Source organism: Streptomyces sp. NPDC058457 (assembly GCF_042720695.1).
In the GTDB taxonomy this organism is placed as follows: Bacteria; Actinomycetota; Actinomycetes; order Streptomycetales; family Streptomycetaceae; genus Streptomyces.
Genome location: NZ_JBHXLU010000001.1, coordinates 326,389 through 349,426 on the forward strand (window position 1 = coordinate 326,389; position 23,038 = coordinate 349,426).

21 protein-coding genes and 1 pseudogene are annotated in these 23,038 nt (G+C 69.7%); 4 read left to right on the forward strand and 18 right to left on the reverse strand.

What is annotated here, in order from left to right; genetic code table 11:
- Nucleotides 1-15 precede the first annotated feature (15 nt).
- Nucleotides 16-168 (forward strand): annotated as a pseudogene (locus tag ACFWPS_RS01500) (IS5/IS1182 family transposase); the annotation flags it as partial.
- Nucleotides 169-279: 111 nt separating this feature from the next.
- A complete protein-coding gene (locus tag ACFWPS_RS01505; protein ID WP_383699618.1) occupies nucleotides 280-1,080 on the forward strand; it encodes a hypothetical protein in 801 nt (266 codons plus the stop codon).
- Nucleotides 1,081-1,085: 5 nt separating this feature from the next.
- Here the strand turns inward: ACFWPS_RS01505 and ACFWPS_RS01510 are convergent, their stop codons facing one another.
- The 5 genes from ACFWPS_RS01510 to ACFWPS_RS01530 form a co-directional block, all read right to left on the reverse strand.
- Nucleotides 1,086-1,211 (reverse strand): hypothetical protein, encoded by a 126-nt coding sequence (locus tag ACFWPS_RS01510; RefSeq protein WP_383699620.1) that lies wholly within the window; start codon nucleotides 1,209-1,211, stop codon nucleotides 1,086-1,088.
- A gap of 85 nt (nucleotides 1,212-1,296) precedes the next feature.
- Nucleotides 1,297-1,836, reverse strand: a complete 540-nt coding sequence (locus ACFWPS_RS01515) for an AAA family ATPase (RefSeq protein ID WP_383699622.1) — start codon at nucleotides 1,834-1,836, stop codon at nucleotides 1,297-1,299.
- A gap of 165 nt (nucleotides 1,837-2,001) precedes the next feature.
- A complete protein-coding gene (locus ACFWPS_RS01520; protein ID WP_383699625.1) occupies nucleotides 2,002-2,421 on the reverse strand; it encodes a nuclear transport factor 2 family protein in 420 nt (139 codons plus the stop codon).
- A 425-nt stretch (nucleotides 2,422-2,846) separates the two neighbouring features.
- Entirely contained in the window at nucleotides 2,847-3,341 is a 495-nt protein-coding gene (locus tag ACFWPS_RS01525; RefSeq protein ID WP_383699627.1) for an NUDIX domain-containing protein, read from the reverse strand.
- Nucleotides 3,338-4,432 carry an ADP-ribosylglycohydrolase family protein gene (locus ACFWPS_RS01530; protein ID WP_383699629.1) on the reverse strand — a complete coding sequence of 365 codons (1,095 nt, stop codon included), beginning with the start codon at nucleotides 4,430-4,432 and terminating at the stop codon, nucleotides 3,338-3,340. Before ACFWPS_RS01530 ends, ACFWPS_RS01525 begins: the two co-directional genes overlap by 4 nt.
- A gap of 174 nt (nucleotides 4,433-4,606) precedes the next feature.
- On the opposite strand from ACFWPS_RS01530, the gene ACFWPS_RS01535 reads away from it, so the two are divergent.
- Nucleotides 4,607-5,725 carry a glycerate kinase gene (locus ACFWPS_RS01535; RefSeq protein WP_383699805.1) on the forward strand — a complete coding sequence of 373 codons (1,119 nt, stop codon included), beginning with the start codon at nucleotides 4,607-4,609 and terminating at the stop codon, nucleotides 5,723-5,725.
- 26 nt (nucleotides 5,726-5,751) lie between these two features.
- On the opposite strand, the gene ACFWPS_RS01540 is transcribed toward ACFWPS_RS01535, so the two are convergent.
- The 10 genes from ACFWPS_RS01540 to ACFWPS_RS01585 all read right to left on the reverse strand — a co-directional run bounded on the left by ACFWPS_RS01540 (nucleotide 5,752) and on the right by ACFWPS_RS01585 (nucleotide 18,224).
- Entirely contained in the window at nucleotides 5,752-6,993 is a 1,242-nt protein-coding gene (locus ACFWPS_RS01540; RefSeq protein WP_383699631.1) for an alpha/beta fold hydrolase, read from the reverse strand.
- Between the two features lie 229 nt (nucleotides 6,994-7,222).
- Nucleotides 7,223-8,047, reverse strand: coding sequence for a CDP-diacylglycerol--serine O-phosphatidyltransferase (pssA, locus tag ACFWPS_RS01545; RefSeq protein ID WP_383699807.1), 825 nt, complete (start codon nucleotides 8,045-8,047; stop codon nucleotides 7,223-7,225).
- A 22-nt stretch (nucleotides 8,048-8,069) separates the two neighbouring features.
- Nucleotides 8,070-8,726 carry a phosphatidylserine decarboxylase gene (locus ACFWPS_RS01550; protein ID WP_362570823.1) on the reverse strand — a complete coding sequence of 219 codons (657 nt, stop codon included), beginning with the start codon at nucleotides 8,724-8,726 and terminating at the stop codon, nucleotides 8,070-8,072.
- A 169-nt stretch (nucleotides 8,727-8,895) separates the two neighbouring features.
- Nucleotides 8,896-10,110, reverse strand: a complete 1,215-nt coding sequence (locus ACFWPS_RS01555) for an acyl-CoA dehydrogenase family protein (protein WP_383699633.1) — start codon at nucleotides 10,108-10,110, stop codon at nucleotides 8,896-8,898.
- Between the two features lie 3 nt (nucleotides 10,111-10,113).
- Nucleotides 10,114-10,626, reverse strand: a complete 513-nt coding sequence (locus ACFWPS_RS01560; protein WP_217547894.1) for a MaoC family dehydratase — start codon at nucleotides 10,624-10,626, stop codon at nucleotides 10,114-10,116.
- A 5-nt stretch (nucleotides 10,627-10,631) separates the two neighbouring features.
- On the reverse strand, nucleotides 10,632-11,591 hold the full coding sequence (locus ACFWPS_RS01565; protein ID WP_383699635.1) for an HpcH/HpaI aldolase/citrate lyase family protein: 960 nt from the start codon (nucleotides 11,589-11,591) through the stop codon (nucleotides 10,632-10,634).
- Nucleotides 11,588-13,636, reverse strand: a complete 2,049-nt coding sequence (locus tag ACFWPS_RS01570; RefSeq protein WP_383699637.1) for a protein meaA — start codon at nucleotides 13,634-13,636, stop codon at nucleotides 11,588-11,590. The genes ACFWPS_RS01565 and ACFWPS_RS01570 overlap by 4 nt, the downstream gene beginning before the upstream one ends.
- Nucleotides 13,637-13,653: 17 nt before the next feature.
- The gene (ccrA, locus tag ACFWPS_RS01575; protein WP_383699639.1) at nucleotides 13,654-14,997 is read right to left on the reverse strand and encodes a crotonyl-CoA carboxylase/reductase; all 1,344 of its coding nucleotides are present in this window, start codon (nucleotides 14,995-14,997) and stop codon (nucleotides 13,654-13,656) included.
- A 472-nt stretch (nucleotides 14,998-15,469) separates the two neighbouring features.
- The gene (locus ACFWPS_RS01580; protein WP_383699809.1) at nucleotides 15,470-16,300 is read right to left on the reverse strand and encodes a TetR family transcriptional regulator; all 831 of its coding nucleotides are present in this window, start codon (nucleotides 16,298-16,300) and stop codon (nucleotides 15,470-15,472) included.
- 118 nt (nucleotides 16,301-16,418) lie between these two features.
- Nucleotides 16,419-18,224 (reverse strand): 3-hydroxyacyl-CoA dehydrogenase family protein, encoded by a 1,806-nt coding sequence (locus ACFWPS_RS01585; protein ID WP_383699641.1) that lies wholly within the window; start codon nucleotides 18,222-18,224, stop codon nucleotides 16,419-16,421.
- 567 nt (nucleotides 18,225-18,791) lie between these two features.
- Here ACFWPS_RS01585 and ACFWPS_RS01590 point away from each other — a divergent pair.
- Complete coding sequence (locus ACFWPS_RS01590; protein WP_383699643.1) at nucleotides 18,792-19,367, forward strand: adenylosuccinate lyase; 576 nt, start codon at nucleotides 18,792-18,794, stop codon at nucleotides 19,365-19,367.
- Here ACFWPS_RS01590 and ACFWPS_RS01595 read toward each other — a convergent pair.
- The 3 genes from ACFWPS_RS01595 to ACFWPS_RS01605 all read right to left on the reverse strand — a co-directional run bounded on the left by ACFWPS_RS01595 (nucleotide 19,354) and on the right by ACFWPS_RS01605 (nucleotide 22,892).
- Complete coding sequence (locus tag ACFWPS_RS01595; protein WP_383699645.1) at nucleotides 19,354-19,920, reverse strand: GNAT family N-acetyltransferase; 567 nt, start codon at nucleotides 19,918-19,920, stop codon at nucleotides 19,354-19,356. The genes ACFWPS_RS01590 and ACFWPS_RS01595 overlap by 14 nt on opposite strands.
- A gap of 195 nt (nucleotides 19,921-20,115) precedes the next feature.
- Complete coding sequence (locus tag ACFWPS_RS01600; RefSeq protein ID WP_383699647.1) at nucleotides 20,116-21,684, reverse strand: alpha/beta hydrolase; 1,569 nt, start codon at nucleotides 21,682-21,684, stop codon at nucleotides 20,116-20,118.
- Between the two features lie 167 nt (nucleotides 21,685-21,851).
- Complete coding sequence (locus ACFWPS_RS01605; RefSeq protein WP_383699649.1) at nucleotides 21,852-22,892, reverse strand: Rv2578c family radical SAM protein; 1,041 nt, start codon at nucleotides 22,890-22,892, stop codon at nucleotides 21,852-21,854.
- Nucleotides 22,893-23,038 lie beyond the last annotated feature (146 nt).

Consider the following 23,038-nt stretch of genomic DNA (forward strand, 5'->3'; position numbering starts at 1 on the left):
ACGCCGAATCCGTCCGGGCGACCGAGACATGTCCCGCCAGAGGCTGCGAGTCATGGAGCCGCGTACTGGCGGACGAACCTCACCGTGCGGCAACTCGCCCCGCTGTTCCGGGTGTCCGGGTGGTCCCTCCGGCCCGGGCCGGCTGGGCGCCGCATCCCACATCGGGGCGGGTGACGGGCACTTCGCCGGTTCCCGTTAGGCTCCCGTGAACTTCAGTCCCGGCGCACGCCGGGGTTTCTCGCGCGGGTGCTCCCAGTCGGGGCATCGGGGGGTGGGCGGATGATGAATGTTTCTGCACTCGGAAGACGGGTCGTAGCGGCGGCGGGTGTGGTGTCGGTGCTGGCGCTGACCGGCGCGTGCGGTGCGGACAGCGGGGACGATGCTGGAGCACGTAAGAGGTCTGCGACCGCAGGATCCGCCTCGCCTGCGAGCTCGGCGCCGCAGCAGGCATCCGGATCGCCCGTCTCCGAGACCGGGAAGGGGCTCGACCAGAAGGGCCTCGACGGCCTGGCACTGACCTCGCACGACGTCCCCGGCTATACGGTCGATACCGTCACGGGCAAGGGCAGCCCGGTGGACCACGACGTGCTCACGGCCTACCGCGCCGTCACACCCGCACCTTGCCGACCCGTCTACGCGGCCGCAGAGCTGGGCAGCCTGCACGACTTCACGGCCCAGGTCATCCAGGACGTGGTGTCCGCCTCCGACGATCTCGGGCAGCACGCGAGTGTCGGCCTGACCTCCTACACTCTTGCCGATGCCCGCAGGGCGATGACCGAACTGCGCGCAGCGCTCGCGAAGTGCGCCACCGCCGAGATGCGCCCGTCCGCTGCTCACCCCGATGCTGGGCTGGGGTATTCCGGTAGCCGGTCCCGGTCCGTTTCCGGCTACGGCGACGAGACCCTCGCTTTCGACGCCTCCCGGGTCGTCGTCGACGGCGGCAGGGGACCCGGCATCCCCTTCACCGTCCTGGTCGTCCGCCAGGAATCCACCATCGCCACCTTCATGTCCCTCAACCCCATCCAGCCCCCGACGATCCCCCAGGACATCGTCGACGCGCAGCTGAAGAAGCTCGCGTAGCTCGCTCAGAGGGCGAAGCACCTCACGTACTCCGGCTCGCCCTGGTCCTCGTAGGGCGTTGGCTCGGTGGTGACGATGATCAGCCGTGCGCCGTGGTCGGTGGCCACGCCGGCCACAGGCCCCCTGTCCATGCTCGGGACGCATGGACGGAATCCCGCCGTCGCAAGGCATCGGCGGATGTAACACCGACCACGCGGCGCGCAGGCGTGATCCGAGTTATCGGGTGGCCCCTGTGAGTCCCTGAACTGCGGCGATCACGCTGTCCGCCACCTCGGTCACCGGCTTGGACGCATCGATGATCGTCGCGGCACGGCTTTCGTAGATCGCTCGCATCCGAGGATTCCACTTCAGGGCCGCTGCGAGCTCTTCGGGATGTTGACCGAATGTGTTCGTAGTGCGCGTCGCGAGCCGGTGGCGGAGGGTGTCCTCGTCGATCACCAGACACACGATGAGGTCGAAAAGATCGCGGACGTCTGCCTCGTTCTCCGCCGACCCACACAAGAACGCGACTCGGGAACGAGACTCCTCGACGAGGGTCTCGACGCGCTCGCGGACGATCGCCCACCCGTATCGGTCGAGCCAGCCCTCAGGAACCGGATAGGGAGGATCCACCACCACCTCACCCTTGGCTCGGTCGATCCAGCGACTGAAGCCGTCCTCGTCGGCGTCGAGCGCAACGTAGCCACGCGCTCGCAGTACCCCGCAGACCGTGGACTTACCAGTCCCTGAATTGCCCGTCACCCACACCAACGTCACGCCGCCAGCGTAGACATGACCGCCCCGGGACAGTGCTGTGACCGCGCAGGTTCGCGGCCAGGGTCTGCGGAAGTCGAAGTCGACCCCGTGCAGCCAGAAGCCCGCTACCGTGCTGCTCAGGTACGGCTGGGAGCGTTTCGGTATCGAGGAAGTGATCAATCACTGTCAGGACCAGGTGGGATGTGCCTGGTCCTGGCCGGGCTCTGTCATCCCTCCCAAGGGAGTCCGGCGTGGCGACACCTTGCGATGGCTGATCCGCCAGCCGTCAGCGGTGCGCACGGCGGTGTCGTCGTAGGAGACGGAACCGCAGGAGCCGTCCGCCTTGACACCCAGCCCCTTGGAACGGATCTGCACCCGGCCGTCCGCCAATGCCGTCACGACGACGTTGGTGACGTGATGTGCGACAGGGTTGGCCGCTCCCAGCGCCCATGCCGCTTCTCGGATGGCTGCCACCCCGGACAGCGGCTCCTGGCCGAAGTCGGTGAGGTCGTAGACCACATCGGCGGTGAACAACTCCTCCAACCGGTCGAGGCTTCCGTCGTCGACGAGGTGGCCGTGTAACGAGACCAGTTCGGTGATGGCCAAGCGATCTTCAAGAGCGAGTGACACGCGCGTCCTCTCCGGCCCTGCGTGGAATGCGCCAGGCCGAGCATCGATCCGACGTCAGCACGGCACCACACCGCTCAACGCCGGGCGGGTCCGGCAGGAGCAGGGCCGTGCCCGTCGTGATCGTCCCTTACCGGCGGTCAGCCTGCCACCGACTTGTCCACCTGCGCCCTGTCACCCTCGGCCGAAGCACTGCATACGGGACAGCCCCTGGGCGTCCCGGTCTGAAGTGGTCTGTTGGTTGTCCGTGCTCGCGCCGTGCTCGGGATGCATGGACGGAATCCCGCTGTCGGTCGGGACACCGGCGCCGCTGAGGACGGCGGCGAGGTGCTTGGTCGTGTGTTCGCGGGAAGGGCGGGCAGGGCGGGTCCGGTGCGGGCGGCGAGCGGGTGTCGGCGGGTCGTTCAGCCCACCCGGTGGCCGTTCTCCAGCTCGGCGGTGCCCGAGCCCTCGGGCAGGACGTCCAGTGCGGCCAGGACACGGCGGCCCAGCGAGCCCGGCAGATGGGCGGTGAGTTCCGCGCGGGGGACCAACCGCCAGGACAGCAGCTCCTCCTCCTGGAGGCGGATCGCCCTCAGGTCGGCGGCGGAGACGACACCGCCGTCGTAGAGGTAGGCGACGATCGGCGGCCGGCCCGCGCCGTGCACCCAGTCCACCGCGAGCAGCCGGCCCATCTCGCGGTCCAGGCCGATCTCCTCCAGGGTCTCCCGGCGGGCGCCCTGGCGCGGGGTCTCCCCGTCGTCGGACTCTACGGTCCCGCCCGGCAGAGCCCAGCCCTCCCGGTAGTTGGGCTCGACGAGCAGCACCCGTCCCTCGGCGTCCCGGATGAGCGCGGCGGCCCCGGCGAGGATCCGGGGGAGGCTCGCGATGTACGCGGCGTAGGCGTCAGTCGTGGTCACTCGGGAAGAGTAGCCAGTGCGGACGCCGTACTCGTCCGGGCGAGGTGGACGGTCCGCTCCGCCAGGTCGCTGATGCGGGCCCCGTCGAAGCCGAAGACGGCGCTGCGGACCGTGTCCTCAAGAGGGGCCTTCCACTGGTCCGGGACGGCCGCCGCGCCGGCCAGCACCCCGGCCACCGAGCCCGCCGTCGCGCCGTTGGAGTCGGTGTCCAGGCCGCCGCGCACGGTGAGGGCGATGGTCCGGGTGAAGTCGCCGTCGCCGTGGAGGAGCCCGGCGGTGAGGACGGCCACGTTCGGGACGACGTGGATCCAGCCGAGGCCGGAGGTCTCGTCGGAGACGGTGGTGAGGGTGTCCTCCCAGCTCAGCCGCGTCTCGTAGAGGGAGACGACCCGGCGCACGGTCCTGGCCAGGCGGCAGCCCGCCGGTACGACGGTGAGCGCGGTGTCGACCGCCTGCCGCACCGTCGGCGCGGTGAACGCCGCCGAGACCAGCGCGGCGGCCCACATCGCGCCGTACACGCCGTTCCCCGAATGAGAGAGCACGGCGTCGCGACGGGCCAGGGCGGCGGCCCGGTGCGGGTCGCCGGGGCAGGTCCAGCCGAAGACGTCGGCGCGGATCAGGGCGCCGATCCACTCCTGGTAGGGATTGTCGTAGGTGGCGGTGAGGGGCGGTTTCAGCCCGTTGGCGAGGTTGCGGTAGGCGGCCCGTTCCGCCGTGAAGGTCTGGAGGTACGGCAGCCGTTGCAGCCAGAGCTCGCCGACCTGCTCGGTGCTGAAGCCGAAGCCGTGGGTCTCCAGGAGGTGCAGGCCGAGGATCGCGTAGTCGACGTCGTCGTCGCGGCAGCTGCCGTGGACGCGGCCGCGTACGCACTGCCGCCACTCGGGGCGCAGGGCGAGGACGTCGCGCTCGTCGGCGGGCTCGGGGAGGTAGTCGGTGAGCGGCAGGGCGGCGGCCCGCCGCAGATAGCCGTCGATGCGCCCACGGGTCCACACGTCGCCCTGCTCGACCGGTTTGCCGAGCATGTTGCCCGCGATCCGGCCGAGCCAGCCGCCGAGCACACGGTCGGCGAACTCGGGTCCCAGACTGCTCATGTCTGTGGTCTACCCGTTTTCCGGCGTCCTGCCTTCCCAGCCGGTTCCCAGTCCCTTCCCAGGCTTCGGGCGGGGCATGACGGGGAGGGTGTCCTCCGGTTAAGGTCACAGCGGCGCGACTGGCCTTGACGTGCGCGAGGCCCGGAGAGCAAGGGGATACAGGTGACACAGCGCGTGCTCATCGCCGCGGACAAGTTCAAGGGCTCGCTGACGGCCGTGCAGGTCGCCGAGCGGGTCACGGCGGGGCTCAGGCGGGTCGTGCCCGGCGTCGACGTCGAGGCGCTGCCCGTCGCGGACGGCGGGGACGGCACGGTGGCCGCGGCGGTCGCGGCCGGGTTCGAACGGCACGAGCGGGAGGTCGCCGGGCCGCTGGGGCAGGAGGTCACCGCCGCGTTCGCGCTGCGCGGCGACACCGCGGTCGTGGAGATGGCCGAGGCGAGCGGCCTGCAGCGGCTGCCCCGCGGTGTCTTCGCGCCCCTGACCGCCTCCACGTACGGCTCCGGAGAGTTGCTGCGGGCCGCGCTGGACGCCGGTGCGCGCACCATCGTCTTCGGTGTCGGGGGGAGCGCCACCACCGACGGCGGTGCCGGGATGCTGTCGGCGCTCGGGGCGCGGTTCCTGGACGAGGAGGGTGAACCGGTTCCGCCGGGCGGCGGCGGCCTCGCCGAACTGGCCCGGGTGGACCTGTCCGGCCTGGACCCGCGCCTGTCCGCCGTAGCTCTCGTCCTCGCCAGCGACGTCGACAACCCGCTCACCGGCCCGAAGGGCGCGCCCGCGGTGTACGGCCCGCAGAAGGGGGCCTCGCCGGACGACGTGGCGGCCCTGGACGAGGCGCTGAACCACTTCGCGAAGGTCCTGGAGGCCGAGGCCGGCCCGCGCGCCGTCGAGTACGCGACCGCGCCGGGTGCGGGGGCCGCCGGAGGCATCGGATACGGCGCGCTGCTGCTCGGCGCCCGCTTCCGGCCCGGTATCGAGGTGATGCTCGACGTCCTGGGCTTCGCGCCCGCGCTGGAGCGGGCGTCGCTGGTGATCACGGGCGAGGGTTCGCTGGACGAGCAGACCCTGCACGGGAAGGCGCCGGCCGGAGTGGCGGCCGCGGCGCGCGCCGCAGGCAAGGAGGTCGTGGCGGTGTGCGGCCGCCTCGCCCTGCCGCCGGCGGCGCTCGGCCGGGCCGGGATCCGCCGTGCCTACCCGCTGACCGAGGTCGAACCCGACATGGTGAAGTGCATCGCGGACGCCGGGCCGATCCTGGAGCGGGTGGCGGAGCAGATCGCGCGGGATTTCCTGAGCTGAGCTGAGCTGAGCTGAGCTGCGCGGGGCTAGGGCAGCGGCGTGAGCAGTCCGTCGTCGTCCCGGTAGAAGCTGCCGCTCGTCTGGTCCTCCACCCGGTGCTTGTCGAGCCACTGCATGGACATGTGGTGGACGACCTTGGCGGGACGCTCCCAGACCATGGAGTGTCCCGCGTCGGCCAGCTCGAACATCAGCTTCTTCGGTCCCGGGATCGCGTTGTACAGCGCCGGGACGGAGAACGTCAGAACCGCCGGCAGCGGTGGGCTCGTCGGGCTGTTGGCCGTCCGGTCCGTCTCGCCGTAGACGATCATCACGGGCACCCGGTCACCGAGGATGTACTTGCCCGAGGCGTCCTTGAGCGGAACGGTGTGGTTGTTCCAGCCCCACCAGTAGGTGTTCCGGTACCGCAGGACGCCCTCGGCGGCGCCGGACGGCAGTATCGGTCCCCAGGTGCTGCCCAGGGGGTCGTTGGCCATCATCGCGTCCCACACGATGTCGCCCATGTCGGGTTCCCGCTGGAGCGGGCTGGCCTGCTCCTTGTCCCAGCCGATCTTGAAACCGGTCTTGCTGGCGACGTGCATCGGGAAGCCGAACATCACGGCGGGCGTGGACATGGGCAGTGTCGTGGCTTCCGCCGGACGTCCGAACGGCTTCGCGGCATTGCCGGACCAGCGGCCCTCGGGCGGGAAGATCGGCGCGAGCAGGAACAGGCTCTTGACGTTCTCGGGGTGCTGGAGCGTGTAGGGGCCCATGACAAGGGCTCCGGCGGACCATCCGACGAAGTCGATCGGGTCGGTCGTGCCGGTCTGGGCCTTGATGAACTTGACCACCGTGTCGAGTTCCGCCTCTTCGCTTTCGGAGTTGCCGAGCTGGAACGCGTACGGGGGTGGCGGTGCGCACTTGGCGGAGAGCGGGTTGGGCACGAGGACCGACTCCTGCTGGGCCGGATTGGCATTGCAGGGTTTGTCCATCGGCAGCGGCCGTGGCGTCCGTCCGCTGCCCTGGATGTCCATCAGGAAGACGTCGAAGCCGTGCTGGGCCAGCTGCTGTGCCCAGCTGTACCGGATGTCGGAGCCGCCGGGACCGGGGATCACGAGGTCGAAGCCCGCGACCGCCGGCACGCTCCGGCCGTGGAGCATCAACACGGGCGGCGGCTGGGGCCCACCGCTCTTCCGGTACTCGCGTACGAACAGTTGCACTGTTTCGCCGGCGTTCGCCGGGATCGTGGAGACGTGCGGGACGGAGTGGTCTTTGACCGTGAGTGCGGCCATGGCTGTCCTCCTAGCCAAAAAGGGAGCAATTCTCATCCCTAAACAGGGATAAACCCCCGTAAAGTTCAACCCAATTCCACCGTCCTCCCCTGTCTCGCCCTGTGCAACTCAGCTCCGGTCAGGGGTGGTTGACCCGTCAAAGGCCAACGCCGTATGCCCTTGAACGCGAAACGGGTGTGGCCCGAGCCGGCAAGGCTCGGGCCACACCCGTTACGCGTCGTGACGAGGGTCAGGGCAGCTGTGCCGCCCGCGCCTCGCGCCTGTTGTCGCGGAAGTTGTTCACGCGGCGGGCCGTGGCGAACAGCGGGATCACCGCGCCCATCACCAGCTGCAGCGCGCAGCCGGTCTGGAGGAGCAGCTGGCCGCCGGGGGCGTCGAAGGCCCAGGCCGCCAGGAGGCCCATCGAGAGCACGATCCAGGCCAGCATCGCCCCGGCGAGGCGGCCGCGCGGCTTCGGGTACTCGACCCGGCTCACCATCAGCCACGCGGTGCCGAGGATCGCCAGGAGCGTCGCGAAGAACGGCAGCTCCAGGAGGACGATCGATACGACCGTCAGCGCCCCGAAGGGGCTCGGCATGCCCTGGAACATTCCGTTCCGCGGTGTCACGCACGAGAAGCGGGCGAGTCTCAGCACCACCGCGAGCAGGACGACGACCGCTCCGACCGCGGCCACCTTCTGGTACGCGTCGTCGGCCACCATGCCGTAGACGAGCACGAAGTACGCCGGCGCGAGGCCGAAGCTGATCAGGTCGGAGAGGTTGTCCAGCTCGGCGCCCATGGGGGAGGAGCGCAGCTTGCGCGCCACGAGGCCGTCGAACAGGTCGAAGACCGCCGCGCAGAGCATGAGGATGACCGCGGTGGCGGCGCTGTGGCGCGCCATGCCGGCCGACTGGTCGTCCCCGGTGAGGTGCGGGATCAGGATGCCGGTGGTGGTGAAGTACACCGCCATGAAGCCGCACGTGGCGTTGCCGAGCGTGAGGGTGTCCGCTATCGACAGGCGCAGAGAGAGGGGCATCTCCTCCTCGTCCTCGCCGATCTCGTCGGCCTCGGGCACCCAGCCCGCCTGGGTCTCAGGATCAATCACGGTCAATGCGAGTCACCCCAGCCACGGTCTTCTGGCCGACCTCGACCGCGACCTCCACGCCCTCGGGCAGGTAGATGTCGACGCGCGAGCCGAAGCGGATCAGCCCGATGCGGTCACCCTGCTCGACCTTCGTGCCCTGCGGGATGTAGGGCACGATACGGCGGGCCACCGCGCCGGCGATCTGGATCATCTCGATGTCGCCGAGTTCGGTGTCGAAATGCCAGACTACGCGCTCGTTGTTCTCGCTCTCCTTGTTGAAGGCGGGAACGAAGCCACCGGGGATGTGCTCCACCGACGTCACCTGGCCCGAGAGGGGCGCACGGTTGACGTGGACGTTGAGCGGGCTCATGAAGATGGCGACGCGGGTGCGTCCGTCCTTCCACGGCATGATGCTCTGCACCACACCGTCGGCAGGCGAGATGACACGGCCCTGGGCGATCTCACGCTCGGGGTCGCGGAAGAACCACAGCATGCCCGCCGCGAGCGCGGTGGCGGGTACGGCGACGGCCTTCGCGGCGCCGGAGCGACGGGCGCGCAGGAGGCTGACGGCTGCGGTGGCGACGGTCGGGAGAAGCCACGGCGATGCTCCGCGCGCGAGGCGTACGCCGGCCAGGCTGTCTCGATGTGCAGAGGTTTGGCTGTGGGGCATGGATGACCTTCGTAGCGGATGATGCCGCGCAGGAAATGGGGACGGCGGCTTTCCGGGATCGTACCGGTCGCGGGCCACAACTGGGCAAGCCAAGAAGCCGAGTCGGCGGCCGAAGACCGTTGACGGGGTGTGATCTTCTTCTCGAAGAAAACACCCCGTACTCGGACAATCAGCCCTGGAATCGATACTCTTCGAGCAACCTTCGCCCGATGATCATTTTCTGGATCTCGGCGGTACCTTCGCCGATCAGCAACATCGGCGCCTCACGGTAGAGACGTTCGATCTCGTACTCCTTGGAGAAGCCGTAGCCGCCGTGGATGCGGAAGGCGTCCTCCACGACCTCCTTGCAGTACTCGGAGGCGAGGTACTTCGCCATCCCTGCCTCCAGGTCGTTTCGTTCCCCGGAGTCCTTTTTGCGCGCGGCGTTGACCATCATGGCATGCGCGGCCTCGACCTTGGTGGCCATCTCCGCCAGCTTGAACTGGATGGCCTGGTGCTGGGCGATCGCCTTGCCGAAAGTATGACGCTGCTGGGCGTACCGGACACCGAGCTCGAACGCGCGCTGGGCGACACCGCAGCCACGCGCCGCCACGTTGACGCGGCCGACCTCGACCCCGTCCATCATTTGGTAAAAACCTCGGCCCGTGACGCCGCCGAGCACCCGATCGGCCGGAAGCCGCAGCCCGTCCATGATCATCTCGGTGGTGTCGACGCCTTTGTAGCCCATCTTCTCGATCTTGCCCGGGATGGTGAGGCCGGGGCGGACCTCGCCGAAGCCGGGCTCCTTCTCGATCAGGAAGGTCGTCATCGACTTGTGGGGCTTGGCGGCTGCCTCTTCAGGGGAGTGTCCTTCGTCACTCCGGACGAGGACGGCCACCAGGGACGACGTACCGCCGTTCGTCAGCCACATCTTCTGGCCGTTCAGGACGTACTCGTCGCCGTCCCGCACCGCCTTCGAGGTGATCGCGGACACGTCCGAGCCGAGCCCCGGCTCCGACATCGAGAACGCGCCCCGGATGTCGCCGGCCGCCATCCGCGGCAGGAAGTGGTCCTTCTGCTCCTGCGTGCCGTGCTGCTTGAGCATGTACGCCACGATGAAGTGCGTGTTGATGATCCCGGAGACGGACATCCACCCGCGGGCGATCTCCTCGACGCACAGTGCGTACGTCAGGAGGGACTCGCCCAGGCCGCCGTACTCCTCGGGGATCATCAGGCCGAAGAGGCCGAGCTCCTTGAGACCGTCGACGATCGCCTGCGGGTACTCGTCGCGGTGCTCCAGCTCGGTGGCGACCGGGATGATCTCCTTGTCCACGAAGTCGCGGACGGTGGAGAGGATCTCCTGCTGGACGTCGGTCAGACCGGCGGTCTGGGCGAGACGGGCCATCGCTTACTTCCCCTGTTCCTTGAGCTCGGGGCGGCCCGGCTGCTCGCCGCCGCGCTCCTTGATGTACGTCTCGGTCGGCACCATCACCTTGCGGCGGAAGATGCACACCAGCGTGCCGTCCTGCTTGTAGCCCTTGGTCTCGACGTAGACGATCCCGCGATCGTTCTTCGACTTGGAGGGCCACTTGTCGAGCACGGTCGTCTGGCCGTAGATCGTGTCGCCGTGGAAGGTCGGCGCCACGTGCTTGAGCGACTCGATCTCCAGGTTGGCGATCGCCTTGCCCGAGATGTCAGGGACGGACATGCCGAGCAGAAGGGAATAGATGTAGTTCCCGACCACCACGTTCTTGCCGAAGTCCGTCGTCTTCTCGGCGTAGTTGGTGTCCATGTGGAGCGGGTGGTGGTTCATGGTGAGGAGACAGAACAGGTGGTCGTCGTACTCCGTGACCGTCTTTCCGGGCCAGTGCTTGTAAGTCGCCCCGACCTCGAACTCCTCGTACGTGCGTCCGAACTGCATCGCGGTCACGCCTCCGGGATCTCGAACTTCGACGTGCGCTGCATGCCGGCTGCCCGGCCCTTGCCCGAGACGACCAGGGCCATCTTGCGGCTGGCCTCGTCGATCATCTCGTCGCCGAGCATCGCGGAGCCCTTCTTGCCGCCCGCCTCGGACGTGTAGAAGTCGTACGCGTCCAGGATCAGCTCGGCGTGGTCGTAGTCCTCCTGCGACGGCGAGAAGATCTCGTTGGACGCCTCGACCTGGCCCGGGTGCAGCACCCACTTGCCGTCGAAGCCGAGGGCCGCGGCGCGCTGCGCGACCGCGCGGTAGCCCTCCACGTTGCGGATCTGGAGGTAGGGGCCGTCGATCGCCTGGAGGTTGTTGGCGCGGGCGGCCATCAGGATCTTCATCAGGATGTAGTGGTAGGCGTCCGCCGGGTAGCCGGGCGGCTGCTCGCCCACGACCAGCGACTTCATGTTGATGGACGCCATGAAGTCGGCCGGGCCGAAGATGATCGTCTCGACGCGCGGGGAGGCCTGCGCGATCTCGTTGACGTTGTTGAGGCCCTGCGCGTTCTCGATCTGCGCCTCGATGCCGATCTTGCCGACCTCGAAGCCCATGGTCTTCTCGATCTGGGTGAGCAGCAGGTCCAGGGCGACGACCTGCTGGGCCGTCTGGACCTTCGGCAGCATGATGCAGTCGAGGTTCTGGCCGGCGCCCTCGACGACCGTGACGACGTCACGGTACGTCCACTCGGTCGTCCAGTCGTTGACCCGGACCACGCGCGTCTTGCCGGTCCAGTCGCCCTCGTTGAGGAACTTGACGATGGTGTGCCGCGCCTCGGGCTTGGCGAGCGGCGCGCACGCGTCCTCCAGGTCGAGGAAGACCTGGTCCGCCGGGAGACCCTGCGCCTTCTCCAGGAAGCGGGGGTTCGAACCGGGTACTGCCAGGCACGAGCGCCGCGGGCGGAGACGGTTGACGGTCATGCGGGGACCTCCAGGGGGTCGAGCTTGTTCGCTTTCCGGATCTCGTCGACGATGCGGCCGATGATTCCGGTGATGTCGAAGTCCTTCGGGGTGAAGACCGCGGCCACTCCGGCTTCCCTGAGCTTCGCGGCATCTCCATTCGGGATGATGCCACCGGCGATCACCGGTATATCTGTGGCACCGGCCACACGGAGTCGTTCCAGGACGTCCGGGACCAGCTGGGCGTGCGACCCGGAGAGGATCGACAGACCGACCGCGTGCACGTCCTCGGCGAGGGCGGCGTCCACGATCTGCTCGGGCGTCAGCCGGATGCCCTGGTAGACCACCTCGAAGCCGGCGTCACGCGCGCGCACGGCGATCTGCTCGGCGCCGTTGGAGTGCCCGTCAAGACCGGGCTTGCCGACGAGAAACCTCAACTTGCCGGAGCCCAGGTCGCGGGCGGTCGCGTCCACCTTGTCGCGTACCTCGGCGAGCGCCGAGCCCGGCTCGACGGGGACCGTTATGGGAGCCGAGGAGACCCCGGTGGGTGCCCGGAACTCGCCGAACACCTCGCGCAGCGCCCCGGCCCACTCACCGGTCGTCACGCCCGCGCGGGCGCACTCGAGGGTGGCCTCCATGAGGTTGTCGGTGCCCTTGGCGGCCACCTTCAGCCGCTCCAGGGCCTTGCAGGGCCGCGGGTGGTTGAACGGCGGCTGGTAGCGCGTGTCGCGCCAGTGCCCGATCGCCGCCACGACCCGGGCCTCGACCGCCGGGTCGACCGTCTGGATCGCGGTGTCCAGGTCGGCGGTCAGCGGGTTCGGCTCGGTCGTCTCGAAGATGTTGACGCCGACGATCTTCTCCTGGCCGGACTCGATCCGGGCCCGCCGCTCCGCGTGGGACGAAACCAGCTGCGACTTCAGGTAGCCGGACTCGACGGCGGCCATCGCGCCGCCCATCTCCTGGATCCGGTCCATCTCCGCCAGCGAGTCCTCGACCAGCTGGGCCACCTTCGCCTCGACGACGTGCGAGCCCTCGAAGATGTCCTCGTACTCCAGCAGGTCGCTCTCATGGGCGAGCACCTGCTGGATACGCAGCGACCACTGCTGGTCCCAGGGCGTCGGCAGGCCAAGGGCCTCGTTCCACGCGGGCAACTGCACGGCACGCGCGCGTGCGTCCTTCGACAGCGTCACGGCGAGCATCTCGAGGACGATCCGCTGGACGTTGTTCTCCGGCTGCGCCTCGGTCAGGCCGAGGGAGTTGACCTGGACGCCGTACCGGAAGCGCCGCTGCTTGGGGTTCTCGATGCCGTACCGCTCGCGGGTGACCTTGTCCCAGATGCGGCCGAACGCCCGCATCTTGCACATCTCCTCGACGAACCGGACGCCCGCGTTCACGAAGAAGGAGATACGGGCGACGACGTCACCCATGCGCTCCTGCGGCACCTGGCCGCTGTCGCGCACCGCGTCGAGGACGGCGATGGCGGTGGACATCGCGTACGCGATCTCCTGGACCGGCGTGGCGCCCGCCTCCTGCAGGTGGTAGCTGCAGATGTTGATCGGGTTCCACTTCGGGATGTGGGAGACCGTGTACGCGATCATGTCCGTCGTCAGGCGGAGGCTCGGTCCAGGGGGGAAGACGTGCGTCCCCCGGGACAGGTACTCCTTGACGATGTCGTTCTGGGTCGTGCCCTGGAGCTGGGTGATGTCCGCGCCCTGCTCCTCCGCGACCACCTGGTAGAGCGCCAGCAGCCACATGGCGGTGGCGTTGATCGTCATCGAGGTGTTCATCTGTTCCAGGGGGATGTCCTGGAAAAGCCGGCGCATGTCACCGAGGTGCGAGACGGGCACGCCCACCCGGCCGACCTCGCCGCGGGCGAGGATGTGGTCGGGGTCGTAACCGGTCTGCGTCGGCAGGTCGAACGCCACCGACAGGCCGGTCTGGCCCTTGGCGAGGTTGCGCCGGTACAGCTCGTTGGACGCCTCGGCCGTGGAGTGTCCGGCGTACGTGCGCATGAGCCACGGCCGGTCCTTCTCCCGCTTGCCTTCGGCGATCTGACGCTCAGTCATCTATGACCTCGGGTGTCTCAGATGTTGCGGAAGCGGTTGATGGCGTCGAGGTGCTTGGCACGCATCTCCTCGTCGCGCACGCCGAGGCCCTCCTCGGGGGCGAGGCAGAGCACGCCGACCTTGCCCTGGTGGAGGTTGCGGTGCACGTCGTACGCGGCCTGGCCGGTCTCCTCCAGGGAGTAGACCTTCGACAGGGTGGGGTGGATCTTGCCCTTCGCGATCAGCCGGTTGGCCTCCCAGGCCTCGCGGTAGTTGGCGAAGTGCGAGCCGATGATCCGCTTCAGGGACATCCACAGGTAGCGGTTGTCGTACTCGTGGTTGTAGCCGGAGGTGGAGGCGCAGGTGACGATCGTGCCGCCCTTGCGGGTCACGTAGACCGAGGCGCCGAAGGTCTCGCGGCCGGGGTGCTCGAAGACGATGTCGACGTCCTCGCCGCCGGTCAGCTCACGGATGCGCTTGCCGAAGCGCTTCCATTCCCTCGGATCCTGCTCGTGCTCGTTCTTCCAGAACCTGTAGCCCTCGGCGTTGCGGTCGATGATCGCCTCGGCGCCCATGGCCCGGCAGATCTCCGCCTTCTGCGGCGAGGACACGACACAGATCGGGTTGGCGCCGCCGGCCAGCGCGAACTGGGTGGCGTACGAGCCGAGACCGCCGCTCGCGCCCCAGATCAGCACGTTGTCGCCCTGCTTCATGCCGGCGCCGTTGCGGGAGACCAGCTGCCGGTAGGCGGTGGAGTTCACCAGGCCGGGGGCGGCGGCCTCCTCCCAGCTGAGATGGTTCGGCTTCGGCATCAGCTGGTTGGACTTGACCAGCGCGATCTCGGCGAGGCCGCCGAAGTTGGTCTCGAAGCCCCAGATCCGCTGCTCGGGGTCGAGCATGGTGTCGTTGTGGCCGTCGGACGACTCCAGCTCCACGCTCAGGCAGTGCGCGACGACCTCGTCACCGGGCTTCCAGGCGTTGACGCCGGGGCCGGTGCGAAGGACGACGCCCGCGAGGTCGGAGCCGATGACGTGGTAGGGCAGGTCGTGCCGCTTGGTCAGCTCGCTGAGGCGGCCGTAGCGCTCCAGGAAACCGAAGGTCGACAGCGGCTCGAAGATCGAGGTCCACACCGAGTTGTAGTTGACACTCGATGCCATGACGGCGACCAGGGCCTCGCCCGGGCCGAGCTCGGGCAGGGGGACCTCGTCGAGGTGGATCGACTTGCGCGGGTCCTTGTCGCGGGTCTCCAGACCCGCGAACATGTCCGTCTCGTCCTTGTGCACGGTGATCGCGCGGTACGACTCGGGAAGCGGCAGGGCGGCGAAGTCGGCCGGCGTCGATTCCGGCGACTGGATCGCGTCCAGAATGGCCTGAGTGGTCACGGTGTTGCCTCCGGCGATGCGCGCCCCCGAGGGAAGGGGCGCTGAGGGTTACGTCGGTGCTGCTGAGGGTTTTGGGAAAGATGCCGTCGGTTCGGCGGGGGTGGTGCTTCGGCAGCGCTTTGTGGCGCGGGAGGTTGCCTGTGACGCAGGCGTCCGGCGGGCGAACTGGTGGGTTCGCCGGGACAGGCCGGACACCATCAACGTATGACACCGCGTGTCAGGTGGCAAGGCACTGAGTGCCAGGAATCGCTCTCAGATGAAATCTTTACGTAACAAATGAGCGATGATCGATCAAACCTACTGACGAGTAGGGGAAAATGGACCGTCTTGCGGGAGACGTCCGGATGCCGGTGACGGGGCGCGAGGCGTGGATCACACAGGGCGCGGGCGTAGAAGATCCAGCCCGTCCGGCGTTTGAGGACGAGCGGCGGAGCCGCGGTGCTGTCACCGCAGCCCGGCCACTACCGTCGCTTTACGACCGCTCCTTCAGCGCCTGCTCAATCGTGCGCATCACCTCGTCCAGCGGCGCATCCGTGCGCGCCACCGTCACCAGCACTTCACCCTGCGAGGCGACCGAGGCCGACGCCGGGCGAGGCGCGGCCTCCCGGCCCGCCCCGATCCCGTTCCCGAACGTCTTGCGGACGATCGCGAAGGCGTGGTCCAGCTGGGTCTCCACGTCCCCCTGCCCGCCGGCCCGCAGCCAGCGCCGCAGCACGTGGTTGTGGGCGGTGACCACCGCCGACGCCGCGACCTCGGCCAGCAACGGGTCGTCGTTCGCGTCGTCCGCGTGGGCGTGCTCGTCGAAGTGGCCGAGGAGGTAGCGGGTGAAGAGCCGCTCGTAACGGGCCACCGACGCGATCTCGGCCTCGCGGAGGGTGGGCACCTCGCGGGTGAGCTTGTAGCGGGCGACCGAGATCTCCGGCCGGGCCGCGTACATCTTCATGACTTCCTTGATGCCACGGCACACCGTGTCGAGCGGATGCTCATGGGCCGGGGCGGCGTTCAGCACGGCCTCGGCGCGGATCAGCGTGTCGTCGTGGTCGGGGAAGATCGCCTCTTCCTTGGAGCGGAAGTGACGGAAGAAGGTGCGGCGGGCGACCCCGGCCGCGGCCGCGATCTCGTCGACGGTGGTCGCCTCGTACCCCTTCGTCGCGAAGAGCTCCATCGCGGCTGCCGCCAGCTCCCGGCGCATCTTGAGCCGCTGGGCCGCCGCACGGCTGCCCGCGGCACTCTCCGGCGCGTCGGACGTGGCGGCGGTACGTGAGGACTTCGCGGGCTGGGGCATGACCCGAACGTACTGCATGTGCGCAGCTTGATGCGCATGTCCGGGGTTTCCCCCGCCCGCGAAGGGCGGGGGGCCGGCGGCGGGGTCGAGCAGCCCGCCCCACTCCTTCTCGTCCCGGAACCAGTCGCCGACGCCGTCAGCGGCGGGCATATTCGCGGAAGCCACGGCCGGTCTTGCGGCCGAGGCAGCCCGCGGCCACCAGGTGCTCCAGGAGCGGCGCGGGCGCGAGGCCCGGGTCGCGGAACTCCCGGTGCAGCACCTTCTCGATGGCGAGCGAGACGTCCAGGCCGACCACGTCGAGGAGCTCGAACGGACCCATCGGATAGCCGCCGCCGAGCTTCATCGCCGCGTCGATGTCGTCGAGGGACGCGTAGTGCTCCTCGACCATCTTGATCGCGTTGTTCAGATACGGGAACAGCAGCGCGTTGACGATGAACCCGGCCCGGTCGCCGCAGTCGACCGCGTGCTTGCGGATCTTCGCGCAGACCTCGCGGACGGTGGCGTGGACGTCCTCCGCCGTCAGCACGGTACGGACGACCTCGACCAGCTTCATGGCCGGCGCCGGGTTGAAGAAGTGCATGCCGATCACGTCCTGCGGACGCGAGGTGGCGCGGGCGCAGGCGACGACCGGCAGCGAGGAGGTGGTGGTGGCGAGCACCGCGCCCGGCTTGCAGACCTTGTCCAGGGTCGCGAACAGCTGCCGCTTGACCTCCAGGTCCTCGGCGACCGCCTCCACGGCCAGGTCGACGTCCGCGAAGGCGTCGTACGAGCCTGCCGGGGTGATCAGGTCCAGGGTCTGCGCGGCCGCGTCGGCGGTCATCCGGCCCTTGCCGACGGAGCGGTCCAGCGACTTGCCGATGCGGGCCTTCGCCGCCTGTGCCTTCTCCTCGCTGCGGGCGGCGAGGACGACCTCGTACCCGGCCTTGGCGAAGACCTCGGCGATGCCGGAGGCCATGGTGCCGGAGCCGGCGACGCCGACCGAGCGGACCGTACGGCCCGGGGTGAGCGCGGCGCCGTCCAGCGGGGTGAGGGCGTCCCGGACGACGGTGGCGCTGCCCGCGGCCTCGTAGGTGTAGAAGCCGCGGCCCGACTTGCGGCCGGTCAGGCCCGCCTCGCTGAGCTGCTTGAGGATGGGCGCCGGGGCGTGCAGGCGGTCGCGGGACTCGGCGTACATGGCCTCCAGGACCGTACGCGCCGTGTCGATGCCGATCAGGTCGAGCAGGGCCAGCGGGCCCATCGGCAGGCCGCAGCCGAGCCGCATGGCCGCGTCGATGTCCTCGCGGGAGGCGTACTTCGCCTCGTACATCGCGGCGGCCTGGTTGAGGTAGCCGAACAGCAGGCCGTCCGCGACGAACCCGGGGCGGTCGCCGACCGCGACCGGCTCCTTGCCCAGCTCGATCGCCAGGTCGGTGACGGCGGCGACGGCGCCCGGCGCGGTGAGGACCGAGGAGACGACCTCGACCAGCTTCATCGCCGGGGCCGGGTTGAAGAAGTGCAGGCCGAGGACGCGCTCGGGGCGGGCCGAGTCGGCGGCCAGCCGGGTCACGGAGAGCGCGTTGGTGCCGGTCGCCAGGATGGTCTCGGGGCGGACGATGCGGTCCAGCTCCCGGAGCACCTGGTGCTTGACGTCGTACGACTCCGGGACCACCTCGATGACGAGGTCGGCGTCGGCCGCCGCCGACAGGTCGGTGCCGGTGCGGACCCGGCCGAGGACGTCGGCGCGCTCCTGCTCGGTGAGCCTGCCGCGCGCCACGGCACGGGCGGTGGAGGTCTCCAGCGCGGCGACGGACCTGGCGGCCTGGGCCTCGCTGACGTCGATGCCGATCACCTCGCGGCCGGCCTTCGCCAGGACCTCGGTGATACCGGTGCCCATGGTGCCGAGGCCGACGACGGCGATCGTCTTGAGCGGGGACAGAGAAGGGTCGGACTGGGGAGTGGCCATCGCGGGACTCCAGGAATGAGGGTGACGACTGGAAACGCGCCCGGGTGCGCCGAGGGGGCGCACCGAGTGCGGAGAGAGCTGCGTGAATGCGGGTGTCGCCGGGCTGCGAGCGCACACGCCCGGTGCTGCTGCCGCGGGCGTGCACACGCCCGGGAGCGGCGGATTCCGACCGGCCCTGTCCCAAAGCCGGGTCGTACTGCGGTACCGAGGTACCGAACCGACCTGATACTCACGCGGCTGCGTCACCAAACCGGCGTGAGCGTTACTGCGAGTGGGTGACTCGCTCGATTGAGCTTAACCGGCGGGTAACGAGCGCGCCAGCCCCCCGACTTTGTGATGTACGTCCCCCCGCCCCCGCGACCCCTGTTAGAGCCTGTCCGGCGGATCCTGCCGCAGACGCGGGGTGTGGTGCGCACATCTGCCGCGTTGTCGTCACTCGCCGAAGCTCCGCTTCGACTCCCTCCTCCGCCTTGCAACTGCACGCACCACACCCCGCTCACCGGTGTTCGATTGCCTCAGTTTCTTTACTGCGACCTGATCCGCCGGACAGGCTCTACGCTGGGCTTCGTGGACGAAGAGTTGCGATCACTCACGGAGCGTTTGCGGCAGGAGTCGCAGGGAACGGCCGCCTACGACCGGCTCCTGGCCACCGAGGACCATGACGAACTGGCGGAGGTGCTCACCGCCGCCGGGCAGCCCCTGTGGGCCCGGGAGCTGGCGGCGTTCCGGCTGGGGTCGGCCGGTGACCGGCGGGCCTTCGAGACCCTGGTGCTTCTGCTCAACCACCGTGACCCGCCCCGCTGCGCCTCCGCCGCCTGCGCCCTGGCCCGGCTGCACGACCCGCGCACCGCCCGCGCGGCCGCCGCCCTCGCCACCAACGAACTCCGCGTCGCCTACGCCCTGCACCCCGTCCGCCTCCTGGTCCAACTCCGGGCCCCGGAGTCCGTCCCCGCCCTGATCACCACCCTGGAACGCCGCCTGCGCCCGCACGATCCCTACCGCAAGGTCGCCCTCGCCTGCGTGGACGGCCTCGGCTCCCTCGGTGACACCCGCGCCCGCCGCGTCCTGAACGAGGCCCTGGCCCACCCCACCCTCGCCGAAGCGGCGGTCCAGGCCCTGGCCCGCATCCCTAGGCCGAGGTGACGCCGGGCTCCTTGACGTACCGCATCTCGGGCACCGCCACCCCGCCGACCTCGTACGGCTCCTCGGTGCCGTCGGCCGCGAAGCCCGCGATCTCGTAGAACCGCCGGGCGCGCGCATTGCCCTTCAGCACCCACAGGTACACGCGCGCGTACCCGGCGCACTGCTCAAGCACCGTCGCGAGCAGCGCCCGCCCGGCGCCGGTGCCCAGGTGCGCCGCGGCCACGTAGACGGCGTACAACTCGGCGTCGCCGGTGCGCACTTCGCCGTCCCGGTACGGCCCGTGCGCCGCCCACCCCACGATCGTCCCGCCCCGCTCGGCGACCAGCTCCGTCACCCCGTCGCCGCCGTCCAGGAACCGGGCCCGGCGCCGCTCGGCGTCCCGCTCGACACTGAGCCCGTCCAGGAACGGCTGAGGCATGAGGCCCCGGTAGGCGTACTGCCAGCCCCGGACGCGTATCTCCGAGACCCGGTCGCAGTCGTCGAGCGTCATCGGGCGGACACGGAGGGAGGAGCCGTCGGGGGAGGGGTCGTGGAGCGGGTTTTCGGCGTTCATGACGGCACCCTAGGGAGCGGACGGCTGCCCCCGCCCGGATTTCGCGTCAGCCGGCCACCACCGCCAGGGCCTCGATCTCCGTCAGGAACTGCGGGATCAGGAACCGCGGGCCGACCGGCGCGGCCACCTGGACGGCGGAGGAGGCCGGGAGGCGGTCGTCGGGTACGGCGCCCCCGACGGGACGTCAGGACCGGCTCAGCCGCGGAAGCCCAGCAGGCCGTGGAGGGTCGAGCCGCGGGACGACGTCGAGGCCGCCTTGGTGGTGAGGGGCTTGGGGTCGGGGGTCTTGCGGCAGACCGCGTCCGCGGTGCCGTCGCCGTGCGGGACCTTGCCGTCGGTCAGGTAGGCGGCGAGGTACTTGTCCAGGCAGGTGTTGCCGCTGAGGGTGATGCCGTGGTTGCCGCCGCCCTGCTCCACGACCAGGCCGGAGCCGGCCAGCAGCCGGTGGACCGTGACGCCGCCCTGGTAGGGCGTGGCCGCGTCGTCCGTCGCCTGGAAGAGGAGCGCCGGCGGGAGCTTGCCGTTGGCGATGTTCGGCGCCTTCAGCGTCTTCGTCGGCCAGTACGCGCACGCCGCGTTGTACCAGGCGTTGTTCCAGACCATGAACGGCGCCTTCTCGTACGCCGCCCAGTTGTCCTTGCGCCACTGGTCCCAGTCCCGCGGCCAGGAGGAGTCCCGGCACTGGACGGCCGCGTAGACGCTGTAGCCGTTGTCGCCGGACGCGTCGACGGCGGCGAAGTTCTCGTACGCCTCGACCAGCGCCGCCGTCTTCTTGCCGTTGACGTAGGCGGAGAACGCGTCGGCCAGGTAGGGCCAGTAGCCGTTGTAGTAGCCGCCCGGGATGAAGGTGTCCTCCAGTTCGGAGGCGCCCACCTTGCCGCCCGCCGGCTTCTTCGCCAGCGCGGCCCGCATCGCGTACCACGCGGCCTCGACCTTCTCCGGGTCGGTGCCGAGCTTGTACGTCGAGTTGTACTTCGCGATCCACGCCATCAGGGCGCGCTGGCGCTCGTTGAACGCGTAGTCCTGGCTCAGGTTGTCCTCGTACCAGACGCCCGTGGGGTCGACGATCGAGTCCAGGACCAGGCGGCGGACCCGGTCCGGGTGCAGCTTCGCGTAGACCGCGCCCAGGTAGGTGCCGTAGGAGTAGCCGAAGTAGCTGATCTGCCGGGCCCCGAGGGCCTGGCGGACCGAGTCCATGTCCTGTGCGGCGCTGACCGTGTCGAGGTACGGCAGCACGCTCGCGTACTTCTTGCCGCAGGCCGCCGCGAACGACTGCACCCGCTTGAGGTTCGCCTGTTCGAGAGCGGGGGTGGCCGGGACCGAGTCGGGGCGCACCGGCTTGAAGTAGCCGGGTGCGCAGTCGATCGCCGGGCTGCTCCTTCCGACCCCGCGCGGGTCGAAGCCGATGATGTCGTACTGGGCCGCCACCTTCTTGGGCAGCGCGGACGCCACGAAGCCGGCGAGGGCCAGCCCGCTGCCGCCGGGGCCGCCCGGGTTGACCAGCAGCGGGCCCTGAGAGGCCGACGCGGTGTGCGGGACGCGGGCGAGGGCGAGGGCGATCTGCTTCCCGCGCGGGTTCCGGTGGTCGAGGGGCACCTTGACCGAGCCGCACTGGAGCGTCGGGTAGTCGGTGGTGCCGCACTTCTTCCAGGTCACCGGGGACACCTGGACGGGGGCTCGGGCGGCGGCGCTCGCGGGCAGGGCGGTGACCGAACCGGCCACGACAGCGGCGGCGGCGCACAGCACGGCTGCGCGTGTTCGCATGGGGTCCTCCCAGGACGGAGGGTCGCGGACCGCACGTGTCACGGTCCTCGCCGCATCGTCCCGGAAACAGGACCCGGAAGAACCCATTCTGACGATTAATGACCCAATTGGTCCGAGGCTTGCGCCCGAACGCCCCCTGCCGCGAACGCTCTCCGGACCGGCCGCGCTCAGAGCAGCGTGAGCTGGGTCGGCTCCGGCAGCGCGGGCTCCTCGGCCGCCGCCGGTGCCGGGATCCGGCGGGGGGTGCCCGCGCGGTTCGGCCCGATGCCGTACTCCTGGGCCAGCTCGTGCACCTGACGGGTGATCCGGCGCTGGTACCACTTGGGCGCGTAGGCACCCTCCGCGTACAGCCGCTCGTAGCGCCGCACCAGATGCGGGTGATGCGCCGCGAGCCAGCTCATGAACCACTCGCGGGCGCCGGGCCGCAGATGCAGCACCAGGGGCGTCACCGAGGTGGCCCCGGCCGCCGCGATCGCCCGTACGGTGGCCCGGAGCTGGGCCGGGTGGTCGCCGAGGAAGGGGATCACCGGAGCCATCAGGACCCCGCAGCCGATGCCGGCCTCGGCGAGGGCGCGTACGACGTCCAGTCGGCGCTCGGGGGCCGGGGTGCCCGGCTCCACCGTGCGCCACAGCTCGGGGTCGACGAAGCCGACCGAGACCGAGATGCCGACGTCCGTGACGTCCGCCGCCCGGCGCAGCAGGTCGAGGTCGCGCAGGATCAGGGTGCCCTTGGTCAGGATCGAGAACGGATTCGCGTGCTCGGTGAGGGCGGACAGGATCCCCGGCATCAGCCGGTAGCGGCCCTCGGCGCGCTGGTAGCAGTCGACGTTGGTGCCCATCGCGATGTGGTCGCCGAGCCAGCGACGTGAGCCCAGCTGGCGGCGGAGCAGCTCCGGCGCGTTCACCTTGACCACGATCTGGCTGTCGAAGCCGATCCCGGTGTCCAGGTCCAGATAGCTGTGGGTCTTGCGGGCGAAGCAGTACACGCACGCGTGCGTGCAGCCCCGGTACGGGTTCACCGTCCACTCGAACGGCATCCGCGAGGCGCCCGGCACCTGGTTGATGATCGACCGCGCCCGCACCTCGTGAAAGGTGATTCCGCGAAATTCAGGCGTGTCGAAGGTCCGGGTCGTGACCACGTCCGCGCCGAACAGCGCGGTGCCGGCCCGGCCGGGTCCGGTCTCCTCGGTGAGGTTCTCCCAGCGCATGACACCTCCTCGGTAGCACTGCCCAGAGAATAGAACATCTGTTCCCATGATCGTGCGAACGATCTGTGGAGACCGCGCGGACGCCGATTCCGATCGCTTCCGGCACCCCGATTTGGGCGGCCGGGTGCCGGGGTGATTGGCTTGGC